The 15,496-nt window shown below is 38.2% G+C and carries 12 protein-coding genes; 8 read left to right on the forward strand and 4 right to left on the reverse strand.

What is annotated here, in order from left to right; translation table 11 throughout:
• The first annotated feature begins 9 nt into the window (after positions 1 to 9).
• The 6 genes from FG27_RS10415 (at position 10) to FG27_RS10440 (ending at position 6,020) form a co-directional block, all read left to right on the forward strand.
• Positions 10 to 2,013 (forward strand): fumarate reductase/succinate dehydrogenase flavoprotein subunit, encoded by a 2,004-nt coding sequence (locus FG27_RS10415; protein ID WP_037318774.1) that lies wholly within the window; start codon positions 10 to 12, stop codon positions 2,011 to 2,013.
• A gap of 25 nt (positions 2,014 to 2,038) precedes the next feature.
• Complete coding sequence (locus tag FG27_RS10420) at positions 2,039 to 2,416, forward strand: four helix bundle protein (protein WP_037318777.1); 378 nt, start codon at positions 2,039 to 2,041, stop codon at positions 2,414 to 2,416.
• Positions 2,417 to 2,441: 25 nt separating this feature from the next.
• Entirely contained in the window at positions 2,442 to 3,188 is a 747-nt protein-coding gene (locus FG27_RS10425) for a succinate dehydrogenase/fumarate reductase iron-sulfur subunit (protein WP_037318779.1), read from the forward strand.
• A gap of 82 nt (positions 3,189 to 3,270) precedes the next feature.
• Positions 3,271 to 4,425, forward strand: coding sequence for a methionine aminotransferase (locus tag FG27_RS10430; protein ID WP_037318781.1), 1,155 nt, complete (start codon positions 3,271 to 3,273; stop codon positions 4,423 to 4,425).
• Positions 4,426 to 4,590: 165 nt separating this feature from the next.
• Positions 4,591 to 5,226: a ligase-associated DNA damage response endonuclease PdeM gene (pdeM, locus tag FG27_RS10435; protein ID WP_037318783.1), complete on the forward strand. Its 636-nt coding sequence runs from the start codon at positions 4,591 to 4,593 to the stop codon at positions 5,224 to 5,226.
• A 2-nt stretch (positions 5,227 to 5,228) separates the two neighbouring features.
• Entirely contained in the window at positions 5,229 to 6,020 is a 792-nt protein-coding gene (locus tag FG27_RS10440) for a hypothetical protein (protein WP_037318784.1), read from the forward strand.
• A 27-nt stretch (positions 6,021 to 6,047) separates the two neighbouring features.
• Here the strand turns inward: FG27_RS10440 and FG27_RS10445 are convergent, their stop codons facing one another.
• The gene (locus FG27_RS10445; RefSeq protein WP_037322169.1) at positions 6,048 to 7,406 is read right to left on the reverse strand and encodes an NAD(P)/FAD-dependent oxidoreductase; all 1,359 of its coding nucleotides are present in this window, start codon (positions 7,404 to 7,406) and stop codon (positions 6,048 to 6,050) included.
• Positions 7,407 to 7,578: 172 nt separating this feature from the next.
• On the opposite strand from FG27_RS10445, the gene mfd reads away from it, so the two are divergent.
• Positions 7,579 to 10,962 (forward strand): transcription-repair coupling factor, encoded by a 3,384-nt coding sequence (gene mfd / locus FG27_RS10450; RefSeq protein ID WP_037318786.1) that lies wholly within the window; start codon positions 7,579 to 7,581, stop codon positions 10,960 to 10,962.
• Positions 10,963 to 11,125: 163 nt separating this feature from the next.
• Here mfd and FG27_RS10455 read toward each other — a convergent pair whose 3' ends face one another.
• Together FG27_RS10455 and FG27_RS10460 are read right to left on the reverse strand one after the other, a co-directional pair.
• Complete coding sequence (locus FG27_RS10455) at positions 11,126 to 11,926, reverse strand: NAD(P)H-binding protein (protein ID WP_037318788.1); 801 nt, start codon at positions 11,924 to 11,926, stop codon at positions 11,126 to 11,128.
• A 211-nt stretch (positions 11,927 to 12,137) separates the two neighbouring features.
• Positions 12,138 to 14,453, reverse strand: a complete 2,316-nt coding sequence (locus FG27_RS10460; protein ID WP_037318791.1) for a M28 family peptidase — start codon at positions 14,451 to 14,453, stop codon at positions 12,138 to 12,140.
• A gap of 136 nt (positions 14,454 to 14,589) precedes the next feature.
• On the opposite strand from FG27_RS10460, the gene FG27_RS10465 reads away from it, so the two are divergent.
• Positions 14,590 to 15,060, forward strand: coding sequence for a CBS domain-containing protein (locus FG27_RS10465; RefSeq protein WP_037318793.1), 471 nt, complete (start codon positions 14,590 to 14,592; stop codon positions 15,058 to 15,060).
• Here the strand turns inward: FG27_RS10465 and FG27_RS10470 are convergent.
• Complete coding sequence (locus FG27_RS10470) at positions 15,057 to 15,404, reverse strand: hypothetical protein (protein ID WP_037318796.1); 348 nt, start codon at positions 15,402 to 15,404, stop codon at positions 15,057 to 15,059. The two genes, FG27_RS10465 and FG27_RS10470, sit on opposite strands and share 4 nt — an antisense overlap.
• Positions 15,405 to 15,496: the final 92 nt, after the last annotated feature.

Here is a 15,496-nt window from a genome sequence, read left to right on the forward strand (position 1 = left end):
GTAAGATTTATGTCAGTTTTAGATTCAAAAATACCTAAAGGGCCTCTAGCAGAAAAGTGGACCAATCATAAAAATGATATTAACCTGGTAAACCCGGCCAATAAGCGTAATATCGATGTTATCGTTATTGGGACAGGTCTTGCGGGAGGAGCTGCAGCTGCAACTCTTGCCGAATTAGGTTATAATGTAAAAACATTTTGTTACCAGGATTCTCCAAGACGTGCTCACTCTATCGCCGCCCAGGGAGGTATTAATGCCTCTAAGAATTACCAGGGAGATGGAGATTCAGATTACCGCCTATTTTACGATACTGTAAAAGGTGGGGATTACCGTTCTCGTGAAGGAAACGTTTATCGTCTTGCTGAAGTTTCAGGAAATATTATAGATCAATGTGTGGCACAGGGAGTTCCTTTTGCCCGTGAATATGGAGGTTATTTAGATAACCGTTCTTTTGGGGGTGTGCTTGTATCAAGAACTTTCTACGCTAAAGGACAAACAGGCCAACAGTTGTTGCTGGGAGCATATTCAGCAATGAATCGCCAGATTAACCGGGGTAAAATTCAGCCTTTCAACCGTCACGAAATGATGGATTTAGTATTGGTAGATGGTAAAGCTCGCGGAATTATCGCCAGAAATATGATTACCGGTGAGATTGAACGCCATTCGGCTCACGCCGTGGTATTGGCTTCCGGTGGTTATGGGAATGTTTTCTTCCTTTCTACAAACGCAATGGGAAGTAACGTGATGGCTGCGTGGCGAGCTCACCGTAGAGGTGCTTATTTTGCTAACCCCTGTTATACACAAATTCACCCAACCTGTATTCCGGTTTCCGGAGATCATCAGTCAAAATTGACTTTGATGTCTGAATCTCTTAGAAATGATGGACGAATTTGGGTACCGAAGAAAGAAGAAGACGCCAAAGCAATAAGAGAAGGTAAGAAAAAACCAACTGAACTTTCAGAAGAAGAAAGAGATTATTACTTAGAACGTCGTTATCCTGCTTTTGGTAACCTTGTGCCTCGAGATGTGGCGTCAAGGGCAGCTAAAGAGCGTTGCGATGCCGGTTACGGAGTTAATAAAACCGGACAGGCAGTTTATCTGGATTTTGCCAGTGCCATAGAGCGCTACGGAAAAGAGAAAGCTTTTACTTCAGGTAATAAGAATGCTTCCAAAGAAGAAATTACAAAACTTGGGAAAGAAGTTGTAGCTTCTAAATACGGAAACCTCTTCGATATGTATCAGAAAATCGTAGATCAAAATCCGTATGAAACCCCAATGATGATATATCCTGCGGTTCACTATACAATGGGTGGACTTTGGGTAGATTATAACCTGCAAACTACCATTCCTGGTTGTTACGCTGCCGGAGAAGCAAACTTCTCAGATCACGGAGCTAACAGGCTTGGCGCCTCTGCACTAATGCAGGGACTGGCAGATGGTTATTTTGTATTGCCTTATACTATAGGTGATTATTTATCTGATGATATTCGTACCGGAGCTATTTCTACAGATTCTGCTGAATTTGCAGAAACCGAAAAAGCAGTGAAAGAGCGAATTGATAAAATGATGAATGCCGGCGGAACGAAATCTGTAGATTCCTATCACAAGGAATTAGGGCTGATTATGTGGAACAAATGTGGAATGGCTCGTAATGCAGAAGGCTTAAAAGAAGCGATTGAAGAAATTGCTGCTTTAAGAGAAGATTTCTGGAAAAATGTAAAAGTCCCCGGAACTGCCACTTCTAAAAACGCCGAGCTTGAAAAAGCTGGTCGTGTAGCCGATTTCCTTGAACTGGGTGAATTATTCGCTAAAGATGCATTACATAGAGAAGAATCTTGTGGGGGGCATTTTAGAGAGGAATATCAAACCGAAGAAGGTGAAGCTTTAAGGGACGATGAGAACTTTAGGTATGTAGCTGCCTGGGAATATAAAGGAAAACCTGCAGATGCAGTTCTTCATAAAGAAGAATTGATATTTGAAAATATAGAATTGAAAACAAGAAGTTACAAGTAAGTTCATAGTGAATGGTTAATTGTTAATGGAGAAGATAAAATCATTCGAAGATTTAGTCTGCTGGCAAAAAGGTAGGGCTATTCGAATGGAGATTTCTAAACTTATTACACAATTTCCTGCTGAAGAAAAATTTGAATTGGTTTCTCAAATGAGAAGAGCTTCCCGATCAGTTACACATAATTTAGCTGAAGGTTACGGAAGATTTCATTTTAAGGAAAATATCCAATTCTGTAGAATTTCAAGAGGCTCACTTTATGAAATAAAAGATCAATTAATTACTGCATTTGATGAGCAGTATATTGACGAAAAAACATTTGAAAATTTAAAGAAAAAGGTTGAAGAAGGAATAGTTATTTTGAATGGCTATATTAATTATCTGAAAAAAGCAGGTAAATCCTATTAACTTTTAACACTTAACTTTTAACGATATGAAGTTAACACTTAAAATATGGCGTCAGGAAAATGCCACTGCTAAAGGAAAAATGGTAGATTATCATGTAGATGGGATAGACGGAGATATGTCTTTTCTTGAAATGCTGGATATACTTAACGAGCAGTTGGTAGAAAAAGGAGAAGATACCATTCAGTTTGATCACGATTGTCGTGAGGGAATTTGTGGTTCTTGTTCTTTGCAAATTAACGGGGAGCCTCACGGGCCAGATAAGTTAATCGCCACCTGTCAGTTGCATATGCGCTCTTTTAAAGATGGTGATACCATTTATATCGAGCCATTTAGAGCAAAAGCTTTTCCGGTAATAAAAGACCTTATTGTAGATCGTACTGCTTTTGACAGGATTCAACAAGCCTGGGGATATGTTTCGGTAAATACTTCTGGAAATACTGTAGATGCGAATACTATTCCAATTGAAAAAGAAAAAGCCGACGAATCTTTTAACGCGGCAACCTGTATTGGCTGTGGAGCTTGTGTAGCAGCTTGTAAAAATGCGAGTGCTATGTTGTTTACTTCAGCCAAAGTTTCTCAATATGCTTTGCTTCCGCAAGGGCGTGTAGAAGCTACTGAGCGAGTTAAAGCAATGGTTAGACAAATGGACGAAGAAGGATTTGGAAACTGTAGTAATACGGGAGCCTGCGAAATAGAATGTCCGAAAGGAATTTCTCTAGAGAATATCGCGCGTATGAACCGTGAATATCTTGCAGCTAGCGTAAATGGATAAAACTTCCTTAAATACAAATAAATCGATCCCAAATTCTTTTTGAATTTGGGATTTTTTATGCAACTTAATTAAAAATAGCGCAATGCCAGATTTTCAAAATCTACCTTCAAAACTTCCCGCCGGGAAAACCAGTATATTTTCAGTAATGAGCGGACTCGCAAGAAAGCATAAGGCGATAGATATTTCTCAGGGTTTTCCGAATTTTGAAACCGATAATCATTTAAAAGAGCTGGTTTGTAAAGCGATGAAAGATGGCTACAACCAGTATCCGCCAATGAATGGCATTCCTGAACTGAGGGAGCAAATTGTTAGCAAAATTGAAAATCTCTATGGAAAGAAATACGATGAAGCCTCCGAAATTATCTTCACCGCAGGAGCTACCCAGGCCCTATATTGCGCTATAAGCGCATTTGTGCATCCTGGAGATGAAGTAATTGTCTTTAAACCAGCTTACGATTCTTATGAACCAGACATTAAACTGGCTGGTGGGAAACCTGTTTTAATTGAATTAAAAGGAAAAGATTTTAAAATTGACTGGCAGGAAGTTGAAGCAAAAATCACTTCCAAAACCAGGATGATCATAATCAATACACCGCATAATCCAACAGGAACTGTTCTATCAAAAAACGATATGCTCCGTCTGGAGAAATTATTAAGAGATACCAATATTATTCTTTTAAGTGATGAGGTGTACGAGCATCTTATTTTTGATGATGAAAAGCATCAAAGTGCCTCAAAGTTCCCTGGTTTAGCTGAAAGAGCTATTGTTTGTGCTTCCTTCGGGAAAACTTTTCATAACACGGGTTGGAAAATGGGCTATTGCGTAGCGCCTGAAGTATTAATGAAGGAGATCATCAAGTTTCACCAGGCTACGGTTTTTTGCGTAAATCACCCCATGCAAAGGGCTTTTGCAGAATATTTAAAAAATCCGGATCACTATTTGAGCCTTGGAAATTTCTATCAGGAAAAGCGAGATAAGTTTTTGGAATTGATGCAAGACTCAAAATTTAAAGGAACTCCCTCAAAAGGTACCTATTTCCAGGTAATGGACTATTCAGAAATTACCGATGAACACGATGTTGATTTTGCAAAAAGATTAATTACTGAATACGGACTCGCTACGATTCCGGTTTCTGTATTTCAAAAAGATGGAAAAGATCACAAACAGTTACGTTTCTGCTTTGCAAAAACCGATGAAACCCTGGAAAAAGCAGCTGAGATTTTACATAAATTATAGCATCAAGGTTCTCTGAAAAGTATAGCTTCGTCAAGCTGAACTCGTTTCAGCTTCTAAGCTGTTTTTAATTGTCAATATCTTAGATCCCCGATCAAAAATCGAGGCAGGCTCTGAAATAAATTCAGGATGACGATTTAATTTTTTCCAAGTCACTCAAATAATTCAATGACAATAAACCTCCAAAATCAAACTTTTGAACTTCACCCCAGCGGTGCCGCTTTTTGGAAAGAAGAGGAAATCCTCTTAATAAGCGATGTGCATTTAGGAAAGATCTCTCATTTTAGGAAATTTGGAAGTGCCGTGCCTCATAAAGCGATAAAAGCAAATTTTTTAAGGCTGAGCGAAGTAGTAGGAAAGTTTCAGCCTAAAGTCGTCTGTTTTCTAGGCGATCTTTTTCATAGCGATCTGAATAGTGAGTGGAAATTATTCGAAAACTGGCTTAGTTTTGTAGAAGCCGAAGTAGTTTTAATAGCAGGAAATCACGATATAATTTCTCCCTTAAAATATGAAGAGCTGGGCGTGAAAATTCATTCAGAATGGCAGCTTAATGGTTTTTTGCTTACCCATCATCCAGAAAACAGGACAGATTTCTTTAACCTTTGCGGCCATATTCACCCTGGCTATCGATTAAATGGAAAAGGAAAACAAAGCTTGAAATTACCCTGTTTTTTCCGAAGAAAAGATCAGTTGATTTTTCCTGCTTTTGGGGAATTCACCGGGAATTTTATGATGAAGCTAAATGAAGGGGAAAAAGCATACGCAATTACCCAAAATGAAGTAATTTTAATAGAAAACAGCTAAAAATGGAAAAACGTCTTGCGATACTCAATTTTATCTCGGTAATTTTAATTATTGCGGTTAGTTATATCTCCCAAACAGGAATCATTAATGGGAATACTATGGGTAGCCTTAGTGCCGAGTATTATAATCTTTTTACTCCTGCAGGTTATGCTTTTGCCATTTGGGGAATAATCTTTCTTTCGCTTCTAGGCTTTTCCGGTTATCAACTTTTCCAGGCATTTTCAGCGAAAAATAATCTGGAGTTTTTAAAGAATTCCGGTTACTGGTTTTTAACGGCTAACCTGGCCAATGCTGCCTGGGTAATATTTTGGCTCTATGAGTTTACGGGAGTTTCAGTACTGCTCATGTTTTTAATTCTTTTCTCTCTTATAAAAATAATCCTGAAAACCAATATGGAACGCTGGGACGCTCCATTAAAAACCCTTGCTTTTAGCTGGTGGCCTATTTGCCTTTATTCAGGATGGATTGCCGTAGCCAGTATCGCAAATGTTTCGGCTTATCTTTCAAAAATAGATTGGACAGCACCGTTTTTTGGAGAAGAAATTTGGACGGTTATTATTATTGCAGTGGCTGTTTTTCTGAATATCGCTATGATCTGGCGCAGGAATATGCGTGAATTTGCTGCAGTTGGCGTTTGGGCGTTAATCGCTATTTATTTCAGACATTTTGGCGAAATCCCACTTATCGCTTATTCTGCGTTAATAGGTGCGGTTGCTATTTTTTCAAATATTATTTACCACGGCTGGTTGAATAAGGAAACAAACCCGATGTATAAATTAATGAAGCGCGATTAACTCCACTATTTCAAGGGTGAGACTTTGCTAAACCATTCCTTTAATATCGCTTGCCCAACTGGGATAAGTGAAAATCATCTTTTTTAAGGTCTCACAATCTAATTTCCCACACATCGCCATCACAAACATATTGATGATTTCGGAAGCTTCCGGGCCAACTAAATGAGCCCCAAGTACGAGTCCGGTTTTTTTATCCACCAGGGTCTTATAGGCATATATTTTCTCATTGATATGTTTTGCATTAAACCATTCGGGCACTAATTTGTGTTCCAGTTCATAATCGTATCCCTGTTCCTTAGCTTCCTTTTCTGAAAGTCCTACGGAAGCCAGTTTTGGTAGGGTAAATACTACTGTAGGTTGCGGCGGATAATCTGCTATTTTAGGCTCTTTTTTATTCAAAAGATTCGCTGCAACGATCTTTGATTCCTGTGAAGAAAGTGGCGTTAAAGGTAAGCCAGAACTTGCCGAAACATCACCACAGGCATACACGTTCTTGTTAGTGGTATTTTGAAGAAATTCGTTAACGCTAATTCCCTTTTTTGAAAAGTCAATGTTTCCTTTTTCCAAATCCAGATCTTCTATAGATGGAACGCGACCTGCAGTATTAAAAACCATTTCAGCTTTTGCTGAAACCTCTTTTCCGTTTTGATTTGCTTTTACTCTAAAGTTCTTTTGCAGTTTTTCAATTTCATTTACTTCGGCATTAAAAATAAAATCGATTCCCAGGTCTTCTTCCGAAACCTGCTGGATGTAGTTCACCATATCTTCATCGAAGTTGGAAAGCGGTCCTGGAGCAAAATCAATCATGGTTACTTTTACCCCAAAACGAGTTGCGATATGCGCGAATTCCATTCCAATATATCCCGCACCGATAAAAATCATCGTTTCGGGTAATTCTTTTAAATCGAGAAAATCTTCGCTTAAAAGAGCATATTCTTCGCCCGGGATTTTTAATGGCATAGCTTTTTGCCCGGTAGCTATAACGATCTTATCTGCGGTTACCGTTTTACCTTCAACAGAAAGCGTGTTTTCATCTAAAAATTTAGGAGATTGGTGATACATTTTGATGTCCAGGGCAGCCAGATCTTTTTCAGTGGCGGCAGGAATGGCATCTACAAATGTTTCTTTAAAAGTGATAAGATCGCTCCAATTTATTTCAGGCATTTTGGTAATTCCTTTACCCTGCATTTTAGTGGCGCGATCTATAATTTCAGTAAAACCAACTAAAACTTTTTTAGGGTCACAGCCACGATTGGGGCAGGTGCCGCCATACTCTCTGTTATCGGCTATCGCGACTTTCCATCCTGCTTTAGCGCAGTCTTTGGCAACACCTTTTCCGGCGGTCCCGGTTCCTATTACAAATACGTCAAAATGCTCAAATCCCATAATAATTATTTCTAACAGCAAATTACCTAACTTCACTTGTTTTTGCTGTTATGAAAATGGTAAAAGTGGAGTGGAGAAGAAAATCTTTGGTATTAAGAAAGCATAAATCAACTAACGTTAAAAAAATGTTGAGAGGTTGCGGGACAAAATTTCTGCAATTATCTTTGCGCCAATGAGTAAAACTATTATCGCCCAAAGCTTTGCACAATCCTCGCAACAGCAGGAATTGCGGGATTCCCTTGTCTCTTCTGAAAAAAATCGCACTAAAATTCAACTAAAAGGGCTTGTTGGTTCAGCTTTTTCTTTTGTTGCAGCCAATACATTTAAAGAAGCAGAAAAACCCTTTTTACTAATTTTTAACGATAAAGAAGAAGCGGCTTATTATTTAAACGATCTCGAGCAACTGGTAGGAGAAAAAAATGTGCTTTTTTATCCCGGCAGTTACCGCCGTCCCTATCAAATTGAGGAAACAGATAATGCAAATGTATTATTACGAGCCGAAGTTTTAAACCGAATTAATTCGCGTAAAAAACCGGCGATAATCGTTACCTATCCCGATGCTCTTTTTGAAAAAGTAGTTACTCGAAAAGAATTGGATAGAAGCACGCTAAAAATTTCTGTAGAAGATGAACTTTCTATAGATTTTGTAAACGAGGTTTTATTCGAATACAAATTCAAGCGGGTAGATTTTGTAACCGAACCGGGCGAATTCTCAGTACGTGGGGGAATTATAGATGTTTTCTCATTTAGTAACGACGAGCCTTATAGAATTGAATTCTTTGGCGACGAAGTAGACAGCATTAGAAGTTTTGATGTAGAAACCCAGCTTTCTACAGATAAAGTGAAGAAAATTTCGGTGATGCCGAATGTTGAAAATAAACACCTGGATGAAATACGGGATAGTTTTCTAAAATACATTTCAGAAAAAACAGTGGTGTTCGTTAAAAACCTCGATTTACTCACTGCACAAACCGATAAACTTTTTAGTAAGGCAGAAGAAGCTTTTGTTAAGCTTTCTGAAGATGTAAAACACAGCAAACCGAAAGAACTGTTTTGTGACGGGCAGTTAATTAAAAGTCAGCTGGAGCTTTTTTCAGTTGTTGAATTGAGCAACCAGGCATATTTAGAGCCTCAAAAAAGTATAGAATTTCAAACTAAACCCCAGCCTTCTTTCAATAAGCAATTCGATTTATTGATTGATAACTTAATTGAAAATCAGGAAAACGGATATACAAATTATATTTTCTGCGTTAGCGAACAGCAAGCCAAACGCTTCCACGATATCTTCGATGACCAGGAACGTATCGTAAAATACCAAACAATTACTTTGGCTTTATTCCAGGGCTTTATAGATGAAACCGGAAAAAATGTTTGTTATACCGATCATCAGATCTTTGAGCGTTATCATAAGTTTCATCTTAAGAACGGTTACGCTAAAAAACAGGCGATCACGCTTAAGGAACTCGGCAATCTTGAAGTGGGTGATTATGTAACCCATATTGACCACGGAATTGGAAAATTTGGCGGACTTCAGAAAATTGATGTAGAAGGAAAAAAGCAGGAAGCAATCAAGCTTTTCTACGGCGAGCGCGATATTTTATATGTGAGCATACATTCGCTGCATAAAATTTCAAAATATAACGGGAAGGATGGCAAAGAGCCCAAGATCTTTAAATTGGGAAGTAATGCCTGGAAGAAATTAAAGCAAAAGACCAAGGCGCGTGTTAAGCATATCGCCTATAATTTAATTGAACTTTACGCAAAGCGAAGATTACAGAAAGGCTTTGCCTTTGGCCCAGATTCTTACTTGCAACACGAGCTGGAAGCCTCTTTTATGTACGAAGATACTCCAGATCAAAGTACCGCTACCCAGGCGGTAAAAGAAGATATGGAAAACGAGCGCCCTATGGATCGGTTGGTTTGTGGGGATGTTGGTTTCGGGAAAACAGAGGTTGCTATTCGGGCAGCTTTTAAAGCGGTAGATAACGGTAAACAAGTTGCTGTTCTAGTGCCAACCACTATTTTGGCATTTCAACATCATGAAACTTTCTCTGAACGTTTAAAGGATTTTCCGGTAACGGTAGATTATTTAAATAGGTTTAGAACCGCTAAAGAACGGCGTGAAACTTTAGCCGATCTGGAAAACGGAAAAGTGGATATTGTTATTGGTACACACCAATTGGTAAATAAAGCGGTGAAATTCAAAGATCTTGGTTTACTAATCGTAGATGAGGAGCAAAAATTTGGGGTTTCCGTAAAAGATAAGCTAAAGACTATAAAAGAGAATGTAGATACACTTACACTCACCGCAACGCCTATTCCGCGAACACTTCAGTTCAGTTTAATGGCCGCTAGAGATTTATCTACCATCACTACTCCGCCTCCAAATAGATATCCAATTGAAACAAACGTAATTCGTTTTTCCGAAGAAACTATTCGGGATGCAGTTTCTTATGAAATTCAGCGTGGCGGACAGGTTTTCTTTATTCATAACAGAATTGAAAATATTAAAGAAGTGGCAGGGATGATTCAGCGGGTGGTGCCAGATGCTAAAATTGGTGTCGGCCATGGGCAGATGGAAGGCAAGAAGCTGGAAAAACTGATGCTAAGTTTTATCAATGGTGAATTTGATGTTTTGGTGTCTACAACGATAGTAGAAAGCGGACTTGATGTTACCAATGCAAATACGATTTTTATTAATAATGCGAATAATTTTGGGGTTTCAGATCTTCACCAAATGCGAGGTAGAGTAGGGCGAAGCAACAAGAAAGCTTTTTGTTACTTTATCACGCCTCCATATTCTGTAATGACCGAAGATGCCCGTAAAAGAATTAGTGCTTTAGAGCAGTTTTCTGAATTGGGAAGCGGTATAAATATCGCGATGAAGGATTTGGAAATTCGTGGTGCCGGGGATTTACTGGGTGGCGAGCAAAGCGGATTTATCAATGAAATTGGTTTTGATACCTACCAGAAGATTTTAAATGAAGCCATTGAAGAACTAAAAGAAAATGAATTCCAGGAGCTGTATAATGAATCTGAAAATATAGAGGATAAAACCTTTGTAAAAGATGCGCAGATCGATACCGATTTTGAAATTCTTTTCCCTGATGATTATATCAACAACATTACTGAAAGACTTAACTTATATACGCAGTTAAATAAAATCACTTCGGAAGAAGAATTGCAAAAGTTTGAAGCCGAACTTGTAGATCGTTTTGGAGAGCTACCTACCCGGGCAGTAGATTTGCTAAATAGTGTTCGTATAAAATGGATCGCTGCAAGTATAGGTCTTGAAAAGATTATATTAAAACAAGGCAAATTGATAGGCTATTTTATTTCCGATCAGCAATCAAGGTTTTATCAAACCAATACATTCACCAGGGTGCTGCAATATGTACAAACGCATAGGCAAAAATGCACTATGAAAGAGAAGAAAACAAGGAATGGTTTGCGTTTGCTCTTAACTTTCGAAAAAATCAATTCGATAGAAAGCGCTTTAAAAGTTTTGCAGCCCCTGGATTTTAGGGTGAAGGAAGAAGAGGTTGAAGCCCCCTAACCCCCGAAGGAGGAATTAAAAAAATGTTCCCCTCCTTTTTAAGGAGTGGTGGCCGAGAGGCCGGGGTGGTTGAACCCTTCCGTCATTCCTTCGGAATGTCACCTTGCCTTAAAAAGCGAAGGAGCTTTTACGTCATTCTGAACTCGTTTCAGAATCTAAGTTGTTAAATAGTTCTCTTAAACTCATAACCCAATACTTCCCCTAAATTAACCGAATTTATCTTCTTGCCTTTAGAAATCCCATTCTGGTCAAAATCGGGAGTATTCAAGTCCTTTTCTTTAGCGGTTTTAGTGTAATAGTCTTCCTTGGTTGGATGATCAGGATAGGCGGCGTTAAAAATCTTTCCCCAGGCTTCTTTTTTGATGATTTGGTTAATGATTTCAATACAATCTTCCTGCTGAATAAGATTTACCGGCGCTTTTGGATTTTTAATCCCGGTTTTGTTAGCGAGGTGATTTACCGGATGTCTTCCCGGCCCAATTAATCCGCCAAATCGAATAACTGTGGTTTGAAAATGCTCATTTTTCAATAACATTTTTTCTGAAGAAATAAGTTGTTTAGCGGCTTCTGAAGTTCCGTTAGCTTCGTTTTCTTCGGTGTATTCTGGGAAATTTTCTTCGTCTTTGTAGACTGAAGTTGAACTCACAAAAATCACTTTTTCGACTGGAGATTTTTCAAGATAATCTATAATCCTGCCTATTTTTCCTATGAAATCGACTTCTGGATCACTGCGAAGGCCTGGCGGAATGTCTATAATTAGTAATTCAGAATGCGCCAGGAAAGAAGTAAGATCACCCTGAACGCCTTCAGTAAAAATTTTAATTTGATAGGGCGTAATTTCAGCATCACGTAATTGCTGCATTTTTTCCTGGCTGGTCACAGAGCCTTTTACAGTATGTTCTTCCTTTAATTTTTTTGCGAGTGGCAATCCCAGCCAGCCGGTTCCTAATATAGATATGTTCATAAAGCCCCTCCCGGCCTCCCCAAAGGGGAGGTGTTTTTAAGTTTTAAATAAATATTCGTGTATTCGTCAAGCTGTCCCGACGCTTCGGGATGTTTCACCTTCTAATATGAGAGCATTTCTTATCAAGTTAGATCTCCGAATAAATTTCGGAGCAGGCTCTGAAATAAATTCAGGATGACGAACAATCAGCTCAAAGCTACAAAACCAAAGCCTACTCATTGCTTATGGTTTTCTTAAATATTACAGCATCGTTTAGCACAAAAGGTCTCGGAATCATAGCTTTTGGCCTTGGCTTTACATTTAAATCTTGATTTTCCAGCAAATCATAACTGGACTCGTAAAGCGTAAATTCTGGTTTTTTATCCTTTTTTAAACTGAATTCCAATCTTAAGGTATCACGACTGGAAGCGTGATAGGTAAGTAATCTATCATGCCAGCGGCGAGTATGTATATGGAATTTGTTCTGGCCAAGATAAACGCTATCGGCAGTTTTATTATTGACTTTAAAAGTTTCAAAATCGGTGCTTCGATCGGCAAAAAGTTCTATTCGATTTATATTCCGGTTAGGAGCTATTTTTAGTAAATAGGTATTAGAAGTAGCTGTAGAATCAGTTTTTTCCCAGATAATGGAAGGTCCTTTTAGATCTATTTCAGGCGCATTTGTTTTCCAGGTAAAACTCGATCCATATTTACTGCTAAGCGTATTAATTTCTGGAGGAACAATTAGTGGTTCTTCGCCAAAATATTTTTTGGTCCATTCATCGGGCATTTTATCGTAAGAATACCAATTTGTGGTTTTTTTATCGGCATCTAGAAGATAAACAAGCGAGTTTGGTTTAGGGTGTTCTTCGGTGAAATCGGCTTTAAAATGTGCGGTAATTAGAAGAATATTGAAAATTAGAAAGAAGAATACCGCAATTTTTTTATTGCTTTTAAAATAGGCAAAAACTGGTAGCAACAACTGGAATAATAAAACGGTAAGCAAAGCCGAAACAAACAAGATCTTTAAACCTAAAGCTACCGGAAACATTTTTATAAACGGCACTAAAATAAATACTGCCGGAAGACTTAAGAACGCCATTAATAAGGAATTGGGGGATTCCTGACGCATCATAATAAATAGCTGCAGTAAGCCGAAAAAACCTGGTATGATAAAATAGGCGGCGCCTTTTAGAAAGAAAGCGAGCAAAGCACAGAGCAATAGCCACAAAAATAGCGGCACAACAAATAGATTAGCCTTGTTTTCTATATGGCGAAAACGAAAATAGCTAAAAAAGGCGATCAATAAACTAAGTGAAATAAAAGCGGCGATATAATAGTAACCGTTATAGGTAAAACCCTGTTCCATTTCTGAATATTCCGGGTAGCTGTAAAGGAGGAATTTCCAAAGTAGAAAAACCAATAAACCCGAAAATACGAGGCTCACTATAAAAGGAATAATACTTCTTGAAATTTCTTTTAGCTGAAGACGATCCTTAGAAAATCCGTAGTCCAGAATGATAATAAACAGAATAAATGCGAGTATAAGCATTGGAAAAATCCAGGTAAACGGATAACTAATTATTTCCCCGCCGGGAATATTGAAAAATAATACTTCTTCTTCGGATTTAGCTTCGCTTAAATCGGCATCCTTAAAATAATCGAGTAGGGGCATTAAATAACTGCCTTGATGTGCTAAGGTTTCTTTATCTAAGTTTTTAGGGATATCAGTCGCGGTGTGATAATCAAAATGATCGTCTATAAACGCGAAATTATAACCGGGAATATCGCCCTGTTCACGCAAAACCGTAAGATCGGTGTCGTTGGGCAACATTTTATACACGCTGTAGACTAGCGAATTTGTAACGGGAAATTCGGGATTTGCTTTTTTAAAAGAATTTATAAGTCCGGCGTTACCAGAATTTGTTTCCAGGAACATAAAAGAATCGCCGTCGCTACCACGTGCTTCAAAATTAAGTGCCAGTTTCGCATCTTTTGCCCAGGGATGATCTTTTATAAAAAGTTCTGCGCCGTTTAATCCCAGTTCTTCGGCATCGGTAAACAGAATGATGATATCATTTTTGTGCTTCTTATTTTCAGCTAAAAAAGCACGGATTCCTTCTAAAATCGTTCCCACACCACTGCCGGCATCACTGGCGCCAAAAGAAGAATGCGGATTGCTGTCGTAATGCGTCATAATTACCAAAGCTTCCTCATTCCCTGTGCCTTCTATACGTGCAATGATGTTTTGAGGACGCACTAAAGTTCCGTTTTTGGTAAGACTGTAATCTTCGTGAGTTTGGGCTTGTAAACCCATTTGCTGAAGTTCGCTCACTATATAATTTCTAACCCGGCTATGCGCTTCAGTGCCTACGTAATGTGGTTTTTCTGCTATAGCTTCAACGTGCTTAAAGGCGCGTTGGGTAGAAAAAGTAGTTTCAGGGGCATTCTCGGGTTCAATGGTTTTTGGCTGACTGCTGTAAAAGCTGAACCAAACAGCAATGAGAATAAAAATAAGCGAGAAAATTGGAGGTATGTTTTTCAGCATAATTCAGAAAAGACAAAAGTTTTTATAGGATTTAAAGATACTTAAGATTTTAAGGAATAGTAATACCCCGTGGCATCCTTTCAGGATAATTAAATTTTCCCTATATTTAAGTAATTAGGAATCAAAAATTTAGGTTATGGGAATTAAAAGTTTTCAGGGAAAAAGGGCAGAGCCAGAAAAGCCAAAGAGCGCCCCGATGTTAGTTAGGGATTATATGAGTACTTCGCTTATTACCTTTCGGGAACACGAAAATATATTGGATGTTGCCGAAAAACTTACTAAAAACAAGATTTCTGGTGGATGTGTGGTAGATGAAAATAATAAACTGCTGGGGCTTATTTCTGAAGGGGATTGTATGAAACAAATTTCTGATAGTAGATATTATAATATGCCCTTAGATGACGCTACAGTAGGAAAACGTATGACCTGTAATGTTGATACCATAGATGGTAATATGAACGTAATGGATGCTGCCAAGCTTTTTATTGAAAAGCGGTTTCGGCGTTTTCCTATTGTAGAAGATGGAAAACTTATTGGGCAAATTAGTCAGAGTGATGTTTTACGGGCGGCGGTGCGCTTAAAAAGTAACAACTGGCACTTGGGCTAATTACGCTTTACCAGTGCATAAATTCCATTTTCTAAAGGAAGATATCCCTGGTCGTACACAAAATAATAGACTTTACCGGTTTTAGTTGTATAGATGCTGGTAAAATATTCAAAATTGAAACCACGCGTGAGTAATTTATTTTTACTGGTCGTGGTTTTTTCGTTTGGATTGAATTCTTCTAATATTCGATAATTCTTACGAAGCAGGTTGTTTATATTTCTAACCAGGTTTTTCCTGTCTTTGTTGAGGTTATTGTGGTGTGCATTACGGCAATAATCGCTGCAGAATTTCTTATCTACGCGACCCACAATCTTCTCGCCACATTCTAAACAGGATTTTTGCATACTACTCGATAATCGAGGATTAATATTTCCAGGCTTTACTCGAAATTAAATTTTGTTTACACAATAAATATAAATAAAAAGCTGAAGAATTG

The sequence above is a fragment of the Salegentibacter sp. Hel_I_6 genome (assembly GCF_000745315.1).
In the GTDB taxonomy this organism is placed as follows: Bacteria; Bacteroidota; Bacteroidia; order Flavobacteriales; family Flavobacteriaceae; genus Salegentibacter.

Excerpts from the sequence above, each read along its gene's own strand:
- mfd (WP_037318786.1), top strand. The coding sequence starts at position 7,579 with ATGAGTAAAACTATTATCGCCCAAAGCTTTGCACAATCCTCGCAACAG.
- FG27_RS10445 (WP_037322169.1), bottom strand. The coding sequence starts at position 7,406 with ATGGGATTTGAGCATTTTGACGTATTTGTAATAGGAACCGGGACCGCC.
- FG27_RS10455 (WP_037318788.1), bottom strand. The coding sequence starts at position 11,926 with ATGAACATATCTATATTAGGAACCGGCTGGCTGGGATTGCCACTCGCA.
- FG27_RS10440 (WP_037318784.1), top strand. The coding sequence starts at position 5,229 with ATGGAAAAACGTCTTGCGATACTCAATTTTATCTCGGTAATTTTAATT.
- FG27_RS10465 (WP_037318793.1), top strand. The coding sequence starts at position 14,590 with ATGGGAATTAAAAGTTTTCAGGGAAAAAGGGCAGAGCCAGAAAAGCCA.
- FG27_RS10430 (WP_037318781.1), top strand. The coding sequence starts at position 3,271 with ATGCCAGATTTTCAAAATCTACCTTCAAAACTTCCCGCCGGGAAAACC.
- pdeM (WP_037318783.1), top strand. The coding sequence starts at position 4,591 with ATGACAATAAACCTCCAAAATCAAACTTTTGAACTTCACCCCAGCGGT.
- FG27_RS10420 (WP_037318777.1), top strand. The coding sequence starts at position 2,039 with ATGGAGAAGATAAAATCATTCGAAGATTTAGTCTGCTGGCAAAAAGGT.
- FG27_RS10415 (WP_037318774.1), top strand. The coding sequence starts at position 10 with ATGTCAGTTTTAGATTCAAAAATACCTAAAGGGCCTCTAGCAGAAAAG.
- FG27_RS10425 (WP_037318779.1), top strand. The coding sequence starts at position 2,442 with ATGAAGTTAACACTTAAAATATGGCGTCAGGAAAATGCCACTGCTAAA.
- FG27_RS10460 (WP_037318791.1), bottom strand. The coding sequence starts at position 14,453 with ATGCTGAAAAACATACCTCCAATTTTCTCGCTTATTTTTATTCTCATT.
- FG27_RS10470 (WP_037318796.1), bottom strand. The coding sequence starts at position 15,404 with ATGCAAAAATCCTGTTTAGAATGTGGCGAGAAGATTGTGGGTCGCGTA.